We start from the raw sequence: 19,089 nt of genomic DNA, 5'->3' as shown, positions 1-19,089 counted from the left end.
AATGAAAAAATTCACGAAAATATTATCGTTTGCCGCACTTACGTTAAGCCTGTCATCATGTTTGAAAGACAAAGGCTATGACGAATTTAAATACGGCCTTAACCAGGAAGCTGCGGAAAGTTACAAGGTTATTAATATGCCTGTTACTGCAACCACCTTCACTGTTGCGCGTACGGTATCAAGAGCGTCTGCTGCCGGATCAACACCAACCACGGTAACATTACCTATACATTTGTCTGCTAAGGACGTAGCTTCAGAGAATATAGCTGTAACTATTGGTTCAGATGCTTCAAGGCTTGCAGCTTATAATGCAACCTTAGCTCCTGCAAGCCAGTTTGTACAAGTGGCTGATGCTAATTACACTATAGCTAATGGTGGTGTTGCAACTATAGCATCGGGATCAAGAGATGCTACCATTTCTATAACTTATACGCCTAATAGCTTAAGTGCTACTAACGGTCGTTTCGCTATACCGGTGAGCATTAAAAGCATAGATAAAGCAGGTTATACTATAAGTGGTAACCAAGCTTACAGGATATTTACTGTTATACTGAATCCGTAAGCAATACTACATTAACAAATACCAAGGCCTCTTTGCATCTTACGATGCATAAGGGGCCTTTTTTTTAACGGAATTTGTTCTTACTGTCTAAATTGCGCAGCAAAAATTATTATAAATGAAAACCCAACCCTCACACTCCTACTCATTTTAAGCCTGTTTTTTTCAAATAAGGCGCTTTGCCAGGGCAATTACGAAGCTGGTTATGTTGTTAACTTGCATAACGATACCATAAAAGGGTATATTGATAATAATAAATGGGATAGAAACCCAATTAATGTAAGGTTTAAAACTACGCTACAGGGTACACCTGCCTACTACAACGTTAACAACTTATCTGCTTTTGGAGTTGCCGGCAGCCATTATATTAAAGGTACCGTGGCTGTTGATACTTCATCCGATAACATAGAGCGTTTAACTTACACTGCAACGGCGGAATTAAAAAGCCAAACGATATTTTTATTGAGCTTATTGAGGGACAGAAAAGTTTGTTTTTTTATAAAGATAAGAATGCACGCACACTGTTTTTTGTAGATGAAGGCGGCGCTTACAACTTATTGTTACATAAGCGGTATTTAATTACCGGCCGCAACGGCGAAAAAGCCATCGTATAAAATAAAGAATATATAGAACAATTGGCCGCATACCTTGCAAATTACCCTACGGTAACTTCTAAAATAAAAAATTTGACCTATACAAGATCTTCGCTTGTGCAATTGTTTTAAGATTATTATGCGTGCTCTAACGCTAAGTTTTCCGTATATAACGTTACCAACAAGATTAAAACGGCATTTGGGGTTATTGCAGGTGCATCGCTAACCCAATTCAGTACATCGAATAAGCTTACTTATTTTAATATATTGAATAATGCAAAATCTACCGATTTTGCTGGGGGAGTTACGCTGGAGATAGTGCCGCCAGGAAACAATTATAAATGGTCTATAATAAACGAATTAATGTACACATCATATACAATGGCGGTACATAAAACAACCTATAAATCGGCTGATATTTACTCAGACGATGACGTGAAGTTTGGCGTGGGCTTTGTAAAACTTAACAATATGTTGCGGGTAAAATTCCCTATAAATGATGCTTCTATATTTTTGAATGGGGGTTTTTCAAACGGCGTAGTGTTCAGTCCTGTCAATAACGTTAAGTCTATTTCTACTTTTTATTCAACTACAACCACAACAGAAGGGCCATTAGCAAAGGAAAGTTTGATCAGAAAATTTGAGTCGGGTATTTTGTTTGGCGTAGGAGCCGGCTTTGGCAGATACGCGGTGCAGGCAAGAGGCGAGATAAACTCATCTGCTACTGATGATGGCGCACACGCCAATACAAAAAAAGGTTATTTGCTTTTAAGTTATAAATTTTAAAGGCGCACAAACAGTTGGTTACTAACCAACTGTTTGTTTTTTAATGCCTACTATAATGTATTATAACTGTTAAAAAGCGCTGTAAGATCTGCTTCGTGCTGCAAATTGTATTTATTGATGGTTTTTTCAATATCTGGCATTTTATCCTTCAACAACCCCGCTACAAATTTTTTTTCCCTCCTAAGCTTGGTAAGCGTTTTGTCTGCAGCAACATAATATGTATAAACAGGCTTTATCTGCTTGGTTTCATATAACGAACCCGGGGCACGTTCATAAAAACGTTTCATCTCAGTTAGCTTCAATAGCGTTAACTTGCCGTCGGCTAAAACTTCATAATAAGTAGCTTCGGTAGCACCGTCGGTAGCTGCGAAGCCGCGACGAAACGTCTTGGTCGATTTTGTGGCATTATCATCTGGCGAAGCTATAGTAAATTGTGCTATAGGAACGGCAAATGCCTGTGTTGTACCATCAGGCGCCTTAAAAAGCGGCCTTGATTTAGCCATATCAAACAACATATCTAAGTTGGTAAACGCTTTGCCGTCAGCCTGTAAAACAGAGCCTTTGGCCCATGTATTATAGAGGTAATTTGGGTCTGTAAAATTGGCGCGTAATTTCCCTCCGTAGTTAACGTCTGTATTGTCAAAATTAATACCTACGCCTATTTGCGCAAATGCACTGGATTTGCAAATTATAAATGATGCAAGCAGTAGTCCGTAATAAAATGGTTTTTTCATAAAATAGACAATTAAAAGCTGATGCTTTAAATATAAGTATAAAGCTTAATTAATATGAAACTACTTGTAGTTGAAATTATTGTAAATGACGCGCGAAATCATTCAGGAACCAATGATCACTTGCTAATTATAGATAAAAGCTTATTAATTTAAGACAAGTAATAAACCTTCAAAGTTGATCCATCGTTTGACATAACAACCTGTTGTCCTAATACGATACTCAAATTATTGGGTATATGCCCTGCGGGAAAATCAAAGCAAACGGGGTAATTATATTCTTTTACAACATTCATTACAATTTCTGGCACGTTTTGTCCGAAGGGAATATCGTTATCTTTTATGCCTGTAAAGCCACCAACTATAAGCCCGGCAAGGTTTTGCAACTTTCCGGCGCGTTTAAGGGTGTATAACATGCGGTCAATACTATATAGGTACTCGCCTACATCTTCAATAAAAAGTATTTTCCCGCTGTAATCCACATCAGATACAGAACCAAGGGCCGCTATTAGCAAACTTAAATTTCCGCCGGTTAATATACCGGTTGCCTCGCCGCTTCTATTGGTTGAATTTGAGCGAAACTCATAGCTTAGTTCCTCACCAAAAAGGGCTTTGCGCAGGGTCTCTAATGATCGGGCCGATGCATCGGGGATATTCATGGGCATTTGCCCGTGTATGCTTTGCAGGTTATAGTTTTGCAGCAGGTGCGAGTGCAATAAGGTAATGTCGCTAAAACCAACCACCCATTTTGGGTTTTGTTGCAACCTGCTAAAATCAACTTTGTCAATCATGCGTACGGTGCCATAGCCACCACGGGCTGCAATAATAGCTTTAATGCTATCATCATCCACAAAGCGCTGCATATCTGCTGCCCGCATATCGTCGTCGCCCGCAAACTGATGGTATGATGCTGTAACCGTATCGCCCAAAACCACCTCCAATCCCCAGGATTGCAGCAATACAACAGCATCCGTCATGGGTACAGGAAGTTTCTTAGCCGGGCAGGTAATGGCAATTTTATCGCCTTTTTTAAGGTGCGGTGGTTGTACGATTGCGGCGCTGGCGTTGTGCATCATCAATAATAAAAAAAAATTAGCAGTTTACCACCTGCTGCCGGTTAACTATGGGTTTTGTAGCAAGTTTGTAGCAGGGGAGTCCCCCCTGCTAACGCTACACCATGTAATTGCTTTAGCGTTTGGCCTTAAAATAATTTATCTTTGCAAGCTATTGATCTATATAATAAATGTCGCAATTAGATAAATTTAAACGCTATACCATTACTTCGGCACTACCTTATGCCAACGGCCCGCTACACATAGGCCATTTGGCTGGTGCGTATTTGCCGGCTGATATATTTGTGCGCTTTCTTCGCCTTAAAAAGAAAGATGTGGTATACATCTGCGGTTCTGATGAGCATGGCGCAGCCATCACCATAAAGGCAAAGAAAGAGGGTACAACGCCGCAGGCTATTATTGATAAGTACCATGCACAAATAAAACAAAGCTTTGAGGATTTCGGTATCGGATTTGACATTTATCACCGCACCTCTTCACCAATACATCATGACCTGTCGCAGGAGTTCTTTCTGAATCTGTATAAAAAAGGGGAGTTTGTAGAGCAATACAGTGAGCAGTACTTTGATGAAGATTTTCAACAATTTTTAGCGGACAGATACATTATTGGCACCTGCCCCAACTGCCACAATGAGAATGCTTATGGCGATCAGTGCGAACGTTGCGGTACATCATTAAACCCCACGGACCTGATCAACCCTGTGTCTACTTTGAGTGGCAAGCCACCTATTTTAAAAGCAACTAAGCACTGGTACCTGCCATTAGATAAGTACCAGCCCTGGTTGGAAGAGTGGATAGAACATAAAGAAGGCGAATGGAAGGTGAATGTTTTTGGGCAGTGCAAGTCGTGGCTAAAATCGGGCCTGCAGCCGCGCTCTATGACCCGCGACCTGGATTGGGGTATTGACGTACCGCTTGAGGAAGCAAAAGGCAAAAAGCTGTATGTTTGGATGGATGCGCCTATAGGTTACATATCCGCCACCAAACAATGGGCAATTGATAAAGGAAAAGACTGGCAATTATACTGGAAAAAGCAAGCTAACGAGGCGGACGACACCTGCCTAATCCATTTTATAGGTAAGGACAATATTGTTTTTCATTGTATCATCTTTCCATCCATATTGCATGCACACGGCGACTATGTGTTGCCACAAAATGTGCCTGCTAATGAATTTCTGAATCTGGAAGGCGATAAACTCTCAACTTCGCGTAACCATGCGGTGTGGTTGCACGAGTATCTGGAAGAGTTCCCAAATAAGCAAGACGAGCTACGGTATGTGCTTACATCAATATTACCCGAAACCAGCGATAGCGAGTTTACATGGAAGGATTACCAAGCCCGTGTAAATAACGAACTAGTTGCCATATTAGGCAATTTTGTTAACCGGGTTATGATATTGATGCACAAGTTTTACGATGGCAAGGTTAACGGCGACATAAAACTTACCGACGGTTATCTGAACGATGAGATAGGTATATTTTATGATGCTTTAGATAGCAGTCTGCAAAACTACCGCTTTAGGCAGGGGCTACAGGCCGTTATGGACATTGCCCGTTTAGGTAATAAATACCTTACCGATAAGGAGCCCTGGAAAACCATCAAAACCAATCCGGATGATGCCCGCGACGCGCTGCACAACTGCCTGTTTATTATTGGGCATTTGGCAACCTGTTTGCAACCCTTTTTGCCGGCAACGGCCAAAAAGATCTTTGGCATGCTCAATTTGCCTGAGCAGTTTACTTTTGATGCAGAACTGGTATTTAGTGATGGACATCAGCTTAACCCCGCTGCATTGTTATTTGACAAGGTAGAGGATGAGGTTATTGACAAACAGATAGAAAAGCTAAATAGTAAGAAACAGGTGGCCACAGTAGTGGAAGAGGTACCCGTAATACCGGCGAAAGAGAACATCAACTACGAAAGCTTTGCCACTATGGATATACGTACCGGCACCATACTAACTGCCGAAAAGGTAGCCAAAACCAAAAAGCTGATTAAGTTAACAATTGATACAGGTATAGATCAGCGCACGGTAGTATCCGGGATTGCGGAGTATTACGAACCCGATGCTATAATTGGCCAAAAGGTGAGCATCCTGGTAAACCTGGAGCCACGCGACATAAAAGGCATAACATCGCAGGGGATGATACTAATGGCCGAGAACGCCGAAGGAAAACTAAGCTTTGTTGCTCCCGTGGATGATTTTAATAACGGATCTGTAATTAGGTAATGTGGATGTGCAAATGTGCGGATATGCAAATGTTTTTTGCTTATCCGGCTTTAATTTGCACATTTGCAGCATTAATTTGCACATTCGCAAATCTGCATATTAAATGGTCCCGTAGTTCAACGGATAGAATAGGAGTTTCCTAAACTCTAGATATGGGTTCGATTCCCGTCGGGACCACATTGTTAAGTCAAAATTAAAAGCCTTTTAGATGAAAATCTGAGGCTTTTTATGTTTAAGGCTTTTGAGTATCTTCGTAGATAAGGCACCGAACCCCAATGAACTTTAGAAGCTTATATGCTGAATATCAGAAATTGGACTCCAATGATCCATTGATCGCACATTCTTTTTTAGATAGCATTTTTCGATCAGCGAAAAAATTTAAATCGGAAATCCATAATATTATTAATGAAGCAATATTTCATCAAGACAAAGTTCAATTACAATTTGCATTACATATTGCATATAGGGACGGAATTGATAATAGCCATAAAGCTAATAGCCCAATTGTTAACGGCAACTTGGCATCAAGAACACGAAGATTTGATAAATACTGTTTATTTACACAACCTAAATAATAACATTTTCACAGATTCGTTATATAAAATTGCTACTGAGCCAGGCATATATAAGAAGTATGACGATGAAATGGAGTCGACATTAAGAAAATGTATTCACGCGCTAAAAATGATTAATTCAGGAGAAGCTAACACATACCTTGAGGAATTGAAAAACTCTAAAAGCAGCAATGTAGATATGGCGCTTTCGGTTTATAACAAGTAATCTGTTAGATATATATCTTCCAAATTGGTGGTTGCCTACACCATCGCTAACTCGGGTTATTATATTCAGTTTAGAGAACAGCAAACATTTGTTATATTGGTCTGTAGAGGAACCAACAGATCTGTAATGCTTAATTGTAAGATGATAAGATGGACTTTTCTACAAAATCACCCTAAAGTATGACTAAAAACACAAACCGATAATTCAATTTTGCTTAATATTAAAGGTAAGACGATAGCAACATGAAAAAGATTGTTTGGATTTACGGTGTATTAGCGGGCATTATAAGTGTGTCTTGGGGGGTGCTGAGCGAAAGTGTGTTAGGCGATAGTTTGAGCCTAAACACCCGGATGATACTGGGATATGCTACCATGATAGTGGCGTTCTCGCTTATTTTTGTGGCCATAAAAAGCTATCGCGACAATGAAAATCATGGCCGGATAACTTTTGGTAAGGCGGTGGGAATTGGTCTGTTAATAACACTCATTGCTTCAACAGTATATGTTGTGGTATGGATGATAGACTTTAAATATTTCGTGCCGGATTTTGGCGAAAAATACCAGGCCCAGGCTATTGCCGAAATGAAGCAAAGCGGCTTAAGCGCCCCTGAGATACAAAAACAATCGGCAGAGATGGCTGATATGATGCAAACCTATAAATCAAACGCTGCTTACAGGGCAATGTTCACTTACTTGGAAGTGGCTCCGGTAGGCATTTTGATGTCGTTATTAGCGGCGCTTATCCTTAAAAGAAAAACTAAACCGGCTGAAGCGGCCGCATAAATTAATTTAACTATATGAAAAAAGTAACAGGTATTGGCGGAGTTTTTTTTAAAGCCAACAACCCCAAAGCAATGAATGATTGGTACGCTAAAAACCTTGGACTACCAAGCGGCGAGTATGGTACCACCTTTGAATGGCGCGAAGCAGAAGATCCTGCTAAAACGGGAAGTACCTCGTGGTGCGCATTCCCTGCCGATACCAAATATTTCAACCCATCTGAGAAACCTTTTATGATCAACTACCGGGTTGAAGACCTGGTGGCGCTGGTGGAGGAGCTAAAAAAGGATGGCGTAACCATAGTTGATGAAATAGCTACATATGACTATGGCAAATTTGTGCACATCCTTGACCCGGAAGGCAACATCATAGAGCTTTGGCAACCGATAGATTAATTTAAACGGCCGAACTCTGTTTTGCAGTTATTTAAATATCGATTTAGCTTTTTTGATCGTGTTTTCCAGGTTTATTCCTTCACCCAACACGCCTTTAAACAAATCGCCGGTTTCCTTTAGTCGGCCCAGCGAATTGCGGATGTTAAAGTCGCGCATTTTTAAACCGGCTTTAACCTCATGCCAGGCCAATGGCATTGAAACGGTACCGCCCGGTTTTGGGCGTAATGAATAAGGCGCGGCAATAGTAGCTCCGGGGCGGTTCTGCAAAAAGTCAAGATACATTTTGCCTTTGCGCTTGCTTATCATACGTTCAATGCTGGTAAAATCGGGCATTTGCTTATGCACAAGTTGCACTACCATTTTAGCAAACAACTGGGACTGGTCATAAGTGTATTTTGCGCTAAGCGGGATATAAATATGTATGCCTGTTGAGCCCGATGTTTTTGGATAGCTGGGTACTTCAATGGCATCCAGCACTTTCTTAACTTCCTGTGCAGCCAGTATTACCTGATCAAAAGTGTTTTTATCGGGATCAAGATCTATCACACAAAAGTCGGGGTTGTCTGGCGATTGTATGCGGCTAAACCAGGGGTTCATTTCAATACAACCTAATGATGCCATCCAAAGTAGACTATCTTCTTCGCTGCCTACAAGGTATTCTTTATGCTCACCTTCGCCGGTAACATGAGGCATGGTTTTGGCCCAATCGGGCGCTTTATCAGCTACATTTTTTTGGTAAAAGCTTGGGCCGTGAATTCCGTTGGGAAATCGGTTTAACGACATGGGCCTATCCTTTAAATACGGAATGATATACGGCGCTACCTGATAGTAATAGTTAAACATATCGCGCTTGGTAATGTCATCCTCGGGCCAGTAAACTTTGCTTAAATGACTAAACTTAAGCGTGTGTCCGTTTACAGGCCGCTCCTGTGTTTCGTCTTTAGGGTTAAGTAAGGTGCGTCTTGCCTGTTTTGGAGGTTCAACAGGCGGATGCAAAGTGTTTTCAGTCTGCTCATCAGCAGTTTTAACGGTTTTGCCTGTTTCGGTGGGCGTTTCAAGAACCACATCATCTGCATCTTTATCGCTCCGCAGTCCTTTAAACGATGCCTGCCTAACTTTACCGTCGCTGGTTAATTCGGCAAAATTTATCTCGCACACCAGTTCCGGCTTTAACCAGGTAGGTTTTGCTCCTAACCGCTTGGGTCTAAAACGCGATGGTTCATCTACATCCGGTTCAATTTCAAAAGGGCACTCGTCTGTTATCAGCGGCTTGAATTTTTCCATTAATTCCTTTTGCAGCTTGTCGCCCCACCCGGTACCTACCTTGCCCATGTATTTAAAAATGCCGTTTTTGTATACGCCGATAGTAAGTGCGCTAAACGGTTTTGAAGTACCTTCATTTTTAGTAAAGCCGCCTATTACCACTTCCTGCCGCCTTTGCACCTTAATTTTTAGCCATTCTCTTGACCGCAGGTCTGATGTATAAACACTGCTTGATTTTTTAGCGATGATTCCTTCAAGCCCCATGCGTTCTGCTGCGTCAAAAAACTCAATGCCGCGGGCCTCAAATACCATGCTCTGGCGTATCCTGTCGTCATTTTTCGGTAGCACATGGCTTAATATAGTCTGACGCTCCTTAAGGGTAAGGTCCATCAGGTTGTTGCCCTCGTACCATAAAATATCAAAAACGTAATAAACCAGGTCCCCATCTGCTTCGCTGCGCCAGTTTTGGATGCCGCTAAAATCGGAGATGCCTTTATCGTTTAGCACTAATATTTCGCCGTCTAAGACAGCGTTTTCACCCCATTCGCTCAACAACGTATTGATGGGATAAAACTGATCGAACAGCAGGTTATTGCGCGAGATCAGCTTAACCTCATCCTTACTTACCTGGGCAACTGCGCGGTAACCATCCCACTTAATTTCGTACACCCAACCCGGGTCGTCAAAGGGCTCGTCAACCAACGTAGCTTTCATGGGCTTAACTTTTGCCGGCATGGGCGATTTAGGTGCAGCGTTTAACAGGCGCTCCGCCTCCGCGGCTTTATCCGGCATTTTGATTTGACCCTGTTCGGCCTTCTCAATCTTTTTTTCAAGCGTCTTTGTTGCCATAATGGTATGTGCAGACGTTGAAGCCCCTTGCGGGGCTTCTTTATTTTTGTCTATTTAGTTCTTTTTCTACTGCCGACCGCTCGTTGCTTTTGGCCTCTTCTTTTGCGGCCTCAACCGCTTTTGCCGAGGTGTTTGTTTTTCTTCCTTCGTAACTTAATTCATGTGGCTGTTCAGATACTGAACGTCTTTCCACTTTCGTTCCTCTTGTTGCCATATTTATCAATTATGCTGTTTAAATAACTTTTGGGTAGATTGTTTTGTTTTGAGAAAGTGCCTTTAAAAAAAGAGCCGCTCTTGACAAAGCAGCTCTGCACAAAGCAGCTGATTATTTTAAACCAGCTTCTATTTTTGTTATCTCTTCCAGGTGGTGTTTTACTACAGGCGCTGTTTTGGCAGCAAATGCTTTCAACTCGCTGTCCTGGCCACCATTAGCTTGAGTATTCATTATTGCCAGCGTTTTATTATGGCCTTCAATCATGGTTTTTGCGTACGCCTTATCAAATTCTTTTCCGCTAAGTTGGCTCAAGCTGTCGCTTTTGGCCTGATGTTCGGCATCAAGGCCGGTTGGTAAGGCCAGCTTTTTCTTTTGAGCAATAGTCATCAATTCGCTATTGGCCATGCCGTGGTCTTTAACCATCATATTGCCAAAGTTTTTAATCTCGGTGCTGTTGCCTTTTGCCATTGCCATTTTGCCCAATGCCACTTCGGCCAAACCGCTAACAGCGGCTTTATTGGCGAAGGTTGTGTCGGTTGCAGCCGGTGATGATACGTTTGATTGAGCGGCTACAGGTGAGTTGTCAGCTAATACATCTGTGCTGTCCGCGCCACGGTCGGCTTCATTGCCGCTGCAAGCTTGCAATAGACCCGCGGCAAATAGTGCAATAAAAAGAAGGTTGATCTTTTTCATAAGAATAGTTTTTTAACACTACAATGCATGGGTTACAAAGTTCTGTTTACCCGCGTTCTTATTGAAAAACACGTAGTTTACGCGTTTGCGTATTTAACGCAATTGCCGGCTTTGGCCGTTTAGTTTCAAAACAATTGCGTTGCCAAAATAACCTCACGATTTTGTAACACCGGGATTATTCTACCAAGTGCGATAGCCTGAAAATGTTCTGAAGCACGGTGCGCCGCTACCGAGGCCTCATCTTTATAGGCCTCGTATAGCATAAATATATGCGGTTCTGTATTGCTTTGGTGTACGGTATAAAACAGATTGCCCTCTTCTGTGCGTGTTTGTTCTACTAATTCCGTAAACAAATTTAGTACTTTATCCAGTTCGCCCTCTTTTACCTGCCATTTGGCAAACACGGTGATAGGTTTTTGTTCCATTTTATTTACTGCGTTAAAAGCCGCAATATAAATACAACAAAGCTCGCTTCAAAAAGCGAAACGAGCTTTATTGTATTTAGTGGCGCGTACCATCATTATGTTTATTCATCAGGCTTTCCAAATTCTTCAGTTTGGATGCCCAGAACTGATCGAAGTAGGTAAGCCAGGCCTGTAGCTCTTCAAAGCCATCCTTTTTTAAGCTGCAATAACGCTCTCGACCGATATCCTCAATGGCTATGAAGCCGGCGGTTTGCAGTATTTTAACATGCTTTGACACTGCGGGCCGGCTCATATCAAAGTTATCAGCAAGGTTATTAATCGTCAGGCTATCCTGCGATAGCAGCATCAGCATTTTGCGCCTGCTCGGGTCGCCTATCACCTGGAAAATATCAAGCGTTGGTATGGCCATGTTGTGCAGCGTTTAAAAGAGCATCAATTTTGGTGAATTTCTCCAGCCAGCCGTGCATCAGGCCATTATAGAAATTTAGGTTTTCTGCTTTCTCAAAACCGCGATGATCTAAGAAAACTTCGGTACCATTTTCTTTTGACTGCAAATCCCAGGTCACTACAGATTCGAGGGTGATCTTGCCCTCGCCGGGTCCACAGTTCCATGAGTAGGAGAGCTTTTTTTGCGGCTCTATCTCCAATACTTGACAGTAAAAAATCCCGTCAAAATCAAGGCTCGTTATGGGGCCTGTTTTGAATTGAAAATCGTGCCCTATAACAGGTTGAAAATCATTTTTCATGAGCCATTGCGTCATCAGCTCAGAGGTTGTTAAATACGCCCAAACCATTTCAACAGGATGAGGGAAAAAATACTGGTGTTTAATAACTTGTGTCATAATACGTAACTTATGGGTTACGCAAATATATGGGTAACTTACGGGTTACGCAAATGTATTTTAAAATTGCGTAGCTTTTAAACAAAAAAACCTCCGGATAATCATCCGGAGGCCCTGTTTTTCGATAGGTATTATAATTATTTTGTAGCTACCAGGCTAATGTTTAATATAAACTCATCATCAATAGCTTTGTCGCCAAGGGCATCAAAAAAGCTTTTTGAATTGTATTTAATGTTGTGCTTAGTGCGGTCAACCTTTACGTTTACAGCTTTAGCTGTTAAGGTATTGCCGGTTACTGCATAAGTGGCAGGGAAAGAGATAGTATTGGTTAAACCTTTTATAGTAAGATTACCTGTTATCAAAACGCTGCCATTGCCCGCTTTGGTAATTTTGGTAGTTACAAATTGAGCTTCAGGGAATTTTGTTACACCAAAGAAATCGTCAGATTTTAAGTGGCCCAACAATTTACCTTTTGAATCCTCATCTGTAAGATCTTTATTGCTAATAGAAGCCATGTTAATTGCGAAGCTACCTTTAGCCGGAACATTGTCCTCTGTAACAATAGTTCCTGAAGCCAATTTGATCTCGCCATTGTGCTGACCTAATACTTTTTTACCAGTCCACTCAATATTACTCTTCTGAGTATCTATTTTGTAAGTTTCTGTTTTTGCTGCTCTGAATGCTAATAACGCCGTTACCGCCAGACCAATTGTTAAGAGTGATATCTTTTTCATTTTTGTTTTTTTTATGATTATGCATCAAATATAGACTTATATATTAGATGTTTAAACATATATTTGTTTTAATTGCACCTTTTTGACAATTGGATACGCTGATAGTTTAATTAAGGTTGCCTCAGCTATTCATCAGCTTTATTTTTCATCATCATTAATAAGGAATATGCGCCTTTGATAACGAACTGAGCACTTTTTAACCGGTTTGCCGGGTTTATAATTTCTGTGTATCCATTTTCGCTTTCGCCGGTATTTACTTCAGTCATTTCGTAACTGTTTTTACCAACAACCCTGTATAGGTACTGCTTGCCTTCAAACTCTACCAGGGCATCGGTTGGTATAGCGGCTGCTTTTGCATTTTTAACCTGCACTTCGGCATTCATATAAGTACCCGGTACCAGGGTTTTGTCATAATCTTCAAAGTGGCAATGCACCTCTGTATTACGATCGGTAGACAGGTCGCGGCCGATCAGCAATATCTCGCCTTCATGTTTCTTTTCAGGATTATTGTTCGTGTACGAAATCACTTTCTGCCCTATGTAAAGCTTATCCAGATCCTTTTCATAAACTTTAAGTGCCAGATGTATATCTGTAGGATTAACAAGCTCAAAAAGCACCTCGGTTGGCGATACGTACTTACCTATATTTACATTTACCTTAGATACAAACCCACTAATTGGCGAATAAATATTTACGCTGCGCGCGATGCTGGATTCGCTGATGCTGCGCACATTGATGCCTGCTAACTGTAACTTTTGCGCCAGCGACGTGATCAATACCAATTGGGTGTGATAATCTGCTTCGGCCTGTTGAAAAACCTTGTCGCTTGCAGCGCGGCTCTGGTTAAGATCCTTTTGGCGCTTGTATTCATTCTCGAGGTAACTAATGCGTGCCTTTGCAGTTAAATAGTCTTGCTGTAGTTGTATGTATTGCTGATCCTCTACCACGGCAATTGCATCGCCCTTATTTACGTGCATGCCGGGCAGCATTGTGGTCGATTTTAAATAGCCGCCCAAGGGTACGCTTATAGAAACCATATTTTGCGGCGGCACATCAATTTGCCCGTTAAGTTTTAAAACGGATGATATGTCTTTCTGCTCAATTTTGCCGGTTGTAATGGCGGCATTCTTAAATTGCTCATCGGTGAGGGTTACTATATTGCTGTTGTTTGCCGGGGCGGCGTCTTCGGTTGCTGTTTTTTTATCGCCGCAGGCAGATAGAAATAATACAAGGCTTGCTAAAAATATAATAGGTTTCATGGTTATTTGCTATTGAAATAGTTAACTTGAATAGTTGCCTCTACAAGGCTATTTATCGTGTTTATGTATTCGCTTTTTACTGCAGTGGCCTGGTTAATAAGCTGCACCCACTCCAGGTAATTGATATTACCTGCCGCCAACTGCTTATTTGCTGTAGTAGTTATTAAAGCCGCGTTTTTTAGCGCCTGATCCTCAAAATACTTTAGCGCCTTTGCATATTTTTCCTGTTGCAGCATGGCTTCGCTATATGCTGCATTTATATTTTGAACATCGGCTGCATAATTGCCTTCGGCCATTTGCTTATTCAGCTTCGCGCTTTTTATCCGTGCTTTTTGCGATCCTGCGAAAATGGGCACTCCCACACCTATCTGTACCGAATTGAAACGCGTGGAGCCTTTGTAAAATACATTATCGGCACCGGTACCCCGTATGCTGGTATTGTTGTAACCGATAGTCAGGTCTGGCAGAAGCTTGCTCTTTTCCAGCGCTACGGCGGCATCGGCTGTTTGTAATTGCTGTGCCGATAACATCAATTGGGGATGCTGCTTTATAGCCGTTGTATCGGCCATAACAACTGTGCCCGGTTTAAACGCCCCGGGCGCAGGTGTAAATACAATTCTTGAATTTAACAGTAATTGAAACTGCAATTGTAAAACCGCCGAATCCTGTTTTAACGGATTAAGCTGTTGTTCTATCTGCCCCAACAATATCTCAGCGCTTGTTTTCTCCAGTATATTGGCCTCGCCTTTTTCCAGTCTTAATGCTGCCTTTTTATAAAAATTGCGGTAAAGACTATCCGTATATAGCAATAATTGCCGCTTTTGGTCTAAAAGCAATATTGAGTAAAACACCTGTGTTACCTGTCGTTTTAATAAAGCTTCCTGCACCGCAATGTTAAGCACACTGCTTTTCCAATCCTGTTTTAAAAACTCTTTTTGCCTGCTGTAAACAGTTGGGAAGCTGAACGATTGTGAGATGCCAAACTTGGTATCGGTGTAACTGCTGTTAAACTGCCCAAATTCGCCGAAGGCATTTGCCTGTGGTATGGCTGCAGATGTGCCGATAAGCGCCTGCTGATATTTGGCTTTTAGCTGATCCTGCTTAACGCGCAGGTTATTCTTTAAAGCGGTGTCTACAGCAGCCCTAAGCGTAATGGGCTGCTGTGCGTTAGCTTTTTGCATGATTCCTGTTAAAATGCAAAAGCCAATTATTATTACCACTCGCTTGCTTATGGTATTCTTCAACCCCTTTTCGCTGATTATATACAACACCGGCAAAACAAATAAAGTTAAAAAAGTAGCGATCAAAAGGCCGCCTATTACAACGGTAGCCAGTGGGCGCTGCACCTCGGCGCCCGCACCATTACTTAGCGCCATAGGTAAAAATCCTAATGATGCAACAAAAGCGGTCATTAAAACCGGCCGTAATCTTAATGCTGTTCCGGTTAGTACTATGGTTTTCATATCAGTAATTCCTTGTTTTTTTATGTTGTTAAATTCAGATATCAGCACAATGCCATTAAGCACCGCCACGCCAAACAGCGCAATAAAACCAACACCCGCGCTAATGCTGAAAGGCATGCCCCGTAGCGCCATAAACAAAATGCCACCAATGGCCGATAACGGGATAGCCGAATAAATAAGCAAACCCTGTTTTACAGAATTGAATGCGAAATACAACAACAGAAAAATGAGTACAAGGGAAACCGGCACCGCTACTGTAAGGCGTTGTTTAGCGGCATTCAGGTTTTCAAAAGCGCCGCCGTAAGTTACGTAATAGCCTGCGGGGAGTTTTAGCTGTTTATCAACCTTTGCCTGTAATTCATTCACAATGGTTTCAACATCGCGGCCACGCACATTAAAGCCAACAATTATTCGCCGTTTAGCATCCTCGCGCTGTATCTGGTTGGGGCCATCTTTTATTTGCACGTCGGCCAGTTGATATAAAGGTATTTGCGTTCCCTGCGGCGTTGGGATCAGCAGGTTTTGTATGTCTTTCAGATCCTTTTTTTGATTGCCGCTTATGCGGACAACTATCTCAAAGCGTTTTTCACCCTCAAACAAAGTACCGGTACTTTGTCCGGCCAACGCGGTATTTACCACTTTGTTTATTTCAACTATGTTAAGCCCATACTGCGCAATGGCATTGCGGTTATAGTTAATTATTACCTGTGGTAAACCGGCAACGGCCTCAACATACAGGTTTTGTGCACCGTCAACCGTATTAACCACCCGCCCCAGTTTGCCGGCATAAGCAGCCAGGGTATCAAGGTCCTCGCCAAATATTTTACACACTACATCCTGGCGCGCGCCTGTCATCAGCTCGTTAAAACGCATCTGCACCGGGAACTGAAAGCCCGCGGTTATGCCCGGCACCGCCTGTAGGGCAACCCCCATTTTTTCTGCCAGATCATCAAAAGTTTTGGCGGATGTCCATTCGGCTTTAGGTTTTAAAATAACCATCATATCGCTGGCCTCCATAGGCATGGGGTCTGTTGGTACTTCGCCACTACCAATTTTGGTTACCACCTTTTCCACCTCGGGGAACTGTGTTTTTAAAATATGCGCCGCCTTTTGGGTATTGGCAATGGTAGTGTTAAGGTTGCTACCTGTAAGCACGCGGGTATCAACCGCAAAATCGCCTTCCTCAAGGGCGGGTATAAACTCACCGCCTAAAGTGGTCAGCACAAAAACAGAGACTATAAACAATCCAATAACCACTAATAACAAGGCTTTAGGGAAATCAATTACCCGTTCTAACGTACTGCGGTATGATCGCGTTACCTTTTCCATCAGTCTTTCTGAGAAATTGGGTGCATGCTTTATTCTTTTGCTGAGAAAGACCGAACTCATCATCGGTATATAGGTGAGCGATAAAATAAATGCTCCCAATAAAGCAAATGCCACCGTTTGCGCCATAGGCTTAAACATTTTGCCTTCTATACCCTCCAACGCAAAGATGGGCAGGTAAACCACCAGGATAATTATCTGTGCAAATACAGCGCTGTTCATCATCTTGCCCGCCGATTCTTTTACCTCGCGGTCCATGGTGGATTGGTCAATGCCGTCGGCCTTGCTAAATTGTTTACTATGGCTCAGGCGGTGCATCACCGCCTCAACAATAATTACCGCCCCGTCTACTATCAAACCAAAATCAAGCGCGCCCAGGCTCATCAGGTTGCCGCTAACGCCAAATATGTTCATCATAATAATAGCGAACAGCATAGCCAGCGGTATAACCGACGAAACCAGCAAGCCCGCCTTTAAATTGCCAAGGAATAATACCAGTACCAACACTACTATCAGCGCGCCTTCTAATAAATTACGTTCAACGGTACTTATGGCGTTGTTAACCATTTTGGTACGATCTAAAAATGGCTCAACAACCACACCCTCCGGAAGTGTTTTTTGGATCTGGGCAATGCGCTCTTTAACGTTTTTTATCACCTCGCTGCTGTTGGCGCCCTTAAGCATCATCACAACAGCGCCGGCAACTTCGCCTTCATCATTATAACACATGGCACCGTAGCGGGTGGCGTAACCTGTTTTAACATCTGCCACATCCTTAATAAACAAAGGGCTTCCATCGCCGTTGTTGCGGATAACCGTGTTGTTAATATCGTTTATATTCCCCATCAAACCTTCGCTGCGGATATATAGCACCGTTGGCCCCTTTTCAATGTAAGCGCCACCCGTATTTTGGTTGTTATTTTCAAGCGCATTAAAAACATCAGTAATAGTAATATTATGCGACAGCAGTTTGCCGGGATCAACCTCAATAGAATATTGTTTAAGCTTGCCGCCAAAGCTGCTTACTTCCGCAACGCCTTTAACACCAAGCAGCTGCCTACGCACTATCCAATCCTGTATGGTTCGCAGCTCTGTTTCGTCGTACTTATCCTCAAAGCCTTTTTGGGGTTTTACCACATATTGGTAAATTTCTCCCAAGCCGGTGCTTACAGGGCCTAACACCGGTGTACCAATGCCTGTGGGTATCTGCGTTTGTACCTGCTGTAAACGCTCGGCCACCTGCTGGCGGGCCCAGTAAACATCAGTAGCGTCATCAAAAACAATGGTAACTAATGATAGCCCAAAGCGGGAAAAACTCCTGATCTCTTTAATGCCGGGAATATTGCTGTTGGCCTGCTCTATAGGGTAAGTAACCAGGCGTTCAATATCCGTAGCGCCAAATGATGGTGCAACGGTTATTACCTGTACCTGGTTATCAGTAATATCGGGTACGGCATCAATAGGAAGCCGCGTAAACTGGTAAAGGCCATAACTTATCAGGGCAATAGTAAACAGCCCTACAATAAGCTTGTTCTTTACAGAAAAAGCTATTATATGATCTAACATAAAAATATGATGTTAAAATAAAATTACAATTCAAGAAACCGCCGTATAGCACGGCAAAGGCCAAACTACAGCAATGGTTAATTAAAATTTGAATAGGAAAATGATCAGCAAGCTTTAGGCGGCTGCCAGATGCGGGAAAGGTAAGATGAAGGCATAAATTCATCCTGCATAATAAACCGCTGCCTCTTTTTAAGCTTAACAGGCTGGTGTACAGCTATATTGATGTTCTGCGGAACAATTACCGCCATGCCGGCGCTAAGGCATTTATCAATTGTTTTAAACGGAAGTTGCATGTCCTCGGCATAATCATTAGAGAGAGGGCTGCCATGCATATAATGCATGTCAAGAAAGCCGAGAAAGGAAATATCTTTGTTCAGTTGCTTGTGCTCATAATAATGCTGAAAAACAACGGGAAGCTTTAACAACTGATGTAACTCGGTTGTTGAAAACAAATAGGCTGTTAAAATTAATATGGCTGTAAATTTTTTCAATTGACCCTAAAGTTAAATAACGTTAATGAATAACGGC

17 protein-coding genes and 1 tRNA gene are annotated in these 19,089 nt (G+C 42.2%); 6 read left to right on the top strand and 12 right to left on the bottom strand.

The window, feature by feature from the left end; genetic code table 11:
* The first annotated feature begins 1 nt into the window (after position 1).
* Both ACVW2L_RS16210 and ACVW2L_RS16205 read left to right on the top strand, forming a co-directional pair.
* Complete coding sequence (locus tag ACVW2L_RS16210; RefSeq protein WP_457128999.1) at positions 2–562, top strand: DUF1735 domain-containing protein; 561 nt, start codon at positions 2–4, stop codon at positions 560–562.
* An 857-nt stretch (positions 563–1,419) separates the two neighbouring features.
* Positions 1,420–1,938, top strand: a complete 519-nt coding sequence (locus tag ACVW2L_RS16205) for an outer membrane beta-barrel protein (RefSeq protein WP_457128998.1) — start codon at positions 1,420–1,422, stop codon at positions 1,936–1,938.
* A gap of 50 nt (positions 1,939–1,988) precedes the next feature.
* Here ACVW2L_RS16205 and ACVW2L_RS16200 read toward each other — a convergent pair whose 3' ends face one another.
* Together ACVW2L_RS16200 and ACVW2L_RS16195 are read right to left on the bottom strand one after the other, a co-directional pair.
* Positions 1,989–2,672 (bottom strand): hypothetical protein, encoded by a 684-nt coding sequence (locus ACVW2L_RS16200; RefSeq protein ID WP_457128997.1) that lies wholly within the window; start codon positions 2,670–2,672, stop codon positions 1,989–1,991.
* 149 nt (positions 2,673–2,821) lie between these two features.
* Positions 2,822–3,745: a S66 peptidase family protein gene (locus tag ACVW2L_RS16195; protein ID WP_457128996.1), complete on the bottom strand. Its 924-nt coding sequence runs from the start codon at positions 3,743–3,745 to the stop codon at positions 2,822–2,824.
* Between the two features lie 167 nt (positions 3,746–3,912).
* Here ACVW2L_RS16195 and metG point away from each other — a divergent pair, with 167 nt between their 5' ends.
* From metG to ACVW2L_RS16175, 4 genes are all read left to right on the top strand, one after another.
* Positions 3,913–5,973 carry a methionine--tRNA ligase gene (gene metG / locus ACVW2L_RS16190; protein WP_457128995.1) on the top strand — a complete coding sequence of 687 codons (2,061 nt, stop codon included), beginning with the start codon at positions 3,913–3,915 and terminating at the stop codon, positions 5,971–5,973.
* A gap of 105 nt (positions 5,974–6,078) precedes the next feature.
* A tRNA-Arg gene (locus tag ACVW2L_RS16185) sits at positions 6,079–6,150 on the top strand.
* A gap of 845 nt (positions 6,151–6,995) precedes the next feature.
* Entirely contained in the window at positions 6,996–7,535 is a 540-nt protein-coding gene (locus tag ACVW2L_RS16180) for a DUF4199 domain-containing protein (protein WP_457128994.1), read from the top strand.
* A gap of 14 nt (positions 7,536–7,549) precedes the next feature.
* On the top strand, positions 7,550–7,927 hold the full coding sequence (locus ACVW2L_RS16175) for a VOC family protein (RefSeq protein ID WP_457128993.1): 378 nt from the start codon (positions 7,550–7,552) through the stop codon (positions 7,925–7,927).
* A gap of 27 nt (positions 7,928–7,954) precedes the next feature.
* Here ACVW2L_RS16175 and ligD read toward each other — a convergent pair whose 3' ends face one another.
* The 10 genes from ligD to ACVW2L_RS16125 all read right to left on the bottom strand — a co-directional run bounded on the left by ligD (position 7,955) and on the right by ACVW2L_RS16125 (position 19,052).
* Positions 7,955–10,039, bottom strand: a complete 2,085-nt coding sequence (gene ligD / locus ACVW2L_RS16170) for a DNA ligase D (RefSeq protein WP_457128992.1) — start codon at positions 10,037–10,039, stop codon at positions 7,955–7,957.
* Between the two features lie 40 nt (positions 10,040–10,079).
* The gene (locus ACVW2L_RS16165) at positions 10,080–10,253 is read right to left on the bottom strand and encodes a hypothetical protein (RefSeq protein ID WP_457128991.1); all 174 of its coding nucleotides are present in this window, start codon (positions 10,251–10,253) and stop codon (positions 10,080–10,082) included.
* 111 nt (positions 10,254–10,364) lie between these two features.
* Positions 10,365–10,946 (bottom strand): DUF4142 domain-containing protein, encoded by a 582-nt coding sequence (locus ACVW2L_RS16160; RefSeq protein ID WP_457128990.1) that lies wholly within the window; start codon positions 10,944–10,946, stop codon positions 10,365–10,367.
* Between the two features lie 125 nt (positions 10,947–11,071).
* A complete protein-coding gene (locus tag ACVW2L_RS16155; protein WP_457128989.1) occupies positions 11,072–11,371 on the bottom strand; it encodes a putative quinol monooxygenase in 300 nt (99 codons plus the stop codon).
* Positions 11,372–11,447: 76 nt separating this feature from the next.
* Positions 11,448–11,780 carry an ArsR/SmtB family transcription factor gene (locus tag ACVW2L_RS16150; protein ID WP_457128988.1) on the bottom strand — a complete coding sequence of 111 codons (333 nt, stop codon included), beginning with the start codon at positions 11,778–11,780 and terminating at the stop codon, positions 11,448–11,450.
* On the bottom strand, positions 11,761–12,213 hold the full coding sequence (locus tag ACVW2L_RS16145; protein WP_457128987.1) for an SRPBCC family protein: 453 nt from the start codon (positions 12,211–12,213) through the stop codon (positions 11,761–11,763). The genes ACVW2L_RS16150 and ACVW2L_RS16145 overlap by 20 nt, the downstream gene beginning before the upstream one ends.
* Before the next feature lie 137 nt (positions 12,214–12,350).
* Complete coding sequence (locus tag ACVW2L_RS16140; protein WP_457128986.1) at positions 12,351–12,947, bottom strand: YceI family protein; 597 nt, start codon at positions 12,945–12,947, stop codon at positions 12,351–12,353.
* A gap of 125 nt (positions 12,948–13,072) precedes the next feature.
* A complete protein-coding gene (locus ACVW2L_RS16135) occupies positions 13,073–14,206 on the bottom strand; it encodes an efflux RND transporter periplasmic adaptor subunit (RefSeq protein WP_457128985.1) in 1,134 nt (377 codons plus the stop codon).
* A gap of 2 nt (positions 14,207–14,208) precedes the next feature.
* Entirely contained in the window at positions 14,209–18,561 is a 4,353-nt protein-coding gene (locus tag ACVW2L_RS16130; protein ID WP_457128984.1) for a CusA/CzcA family heavy metal efflux RND transporter, read from the bottom strand.
* 104 nt (positions 18,562–18,665) lie between these two features.
* Entirely contained in the window at positions 18,666–19,052 is a 387-nt protein-coding gene (locus ACVW2L_RS16125; RefSeq protein WP_457128983.1) for a hypothetical protein, read from the bottom strand.
* Positions 19,053–19,089 lie beyond the last annotated feature (37 nt).

It is taken from the genome of Mucilaginibacter sp. HD30 (genome assembly GCF_054061755.1).
This window is presented reverse-complemented; position numbering and strand designations above follow the sequence as displayed.

Coding starts and splice junctions, on each gene's coding strand:
- ACVW2L_RS16135 (WP_457128985.1), bottom strand. CDS start 14,206: ATGAAACCTATTATATTTTTAGCAAGCCTTGTATTATTTCTATCTGCC.
- ACVW2L_RS16130 (WP_457128984.1), bottom strand. CDS start 18,561: ATGTTAGATCATATAATAGCTTTTTCTGTAAAGAACAAGCTTATTGTA.
- ACVW2L_RS16210 (WP_457128999.1), top strand. CDS start 2: ATGAAAAAATTCACGAAAATATTATCGTTTGCCGCACTTACGTTAAGC.
- ligD (WP_457128992.1), bottom strand. CDS start 10,039: ATGGCAACAAAGACGCTTGAAAAAAAGATTGAGAAGGCCGAACAGGGT.
- ACVW2L_RS16195 (WP_457128996.1), bottom strand. CDS start 3,745: ATGATGCACAACGCCAGCGCCGCAATCGTACAACCACCGCACCTTAAA.
- metG (WP_457128995.1), top strand. CDS start 3,913: ATGTCGCAATTAGATAAATTTAAACGCTATACCATTACTTCGGCACTA.
- ACVW2L_RS16155 (WP_457128989.1), bottom strand. CDS start 11,371: ATGGAACAAAAACCTATCACCGTGTTTGCCAAATGGCAGGTAAAAGAG.
- ACVW2L_RS16140 (WP_457128986.1), bottom strand. CDS start 12,947: ATGAAAAAGATATCACTCTTAACAATTGGTCTGGCGGTAACGGCGTTA.
- ACVW2L_RS16180 (WP_457128994.1), top strand. CDS start 6,996: ATGAAAAAGATTGTTTGGATTTACGGTGTATTAGCGGGCATTATAAGT.
- ACVW2L_RS16145 (WP_457128987.1), bottom strand. CDS start 12,213: ATGACACAAGTTATTAAACACCAGTATTTTTTCCCTCATCCTGTTGAA.
- ACVW2L_RS16175 (WP_457128993.1), top strand. CDS start 7,550: ATGAAAAAAGTAACAGGTATTGGCGGAGTTTTTTTTAAAGCCAACAAC.
- ACVW2L_RS16160 (WP_457128990.1), bottom strand. CDS start 10,946: ATGAAAAAGATCAACCTTCTTTTTATTGCACTATTTGCCGCGGGTCTA.
- ACVW2L_RS16200 (WP_457128997.1), bottom strand. CDS start 2,672: ATGAAAAAACCATTTTATTACGGACTACTGCTTGCATCATTTATAATT.
- ACVW2L_RS16165 (WP_457128991.1), bottom strand. CDS start 10,253: ATGGCAACAAGAGGAACGAAAGTGGAAAGACGTTCAGTATCTGAACAG.
- ACVW2L_RS16150 (WP_457128988.1), bottom strand. CDS start 11,780: ATGGCCATACCAACGCTTGATATTTTCCAGGTGATAGGCGACCCGAGC.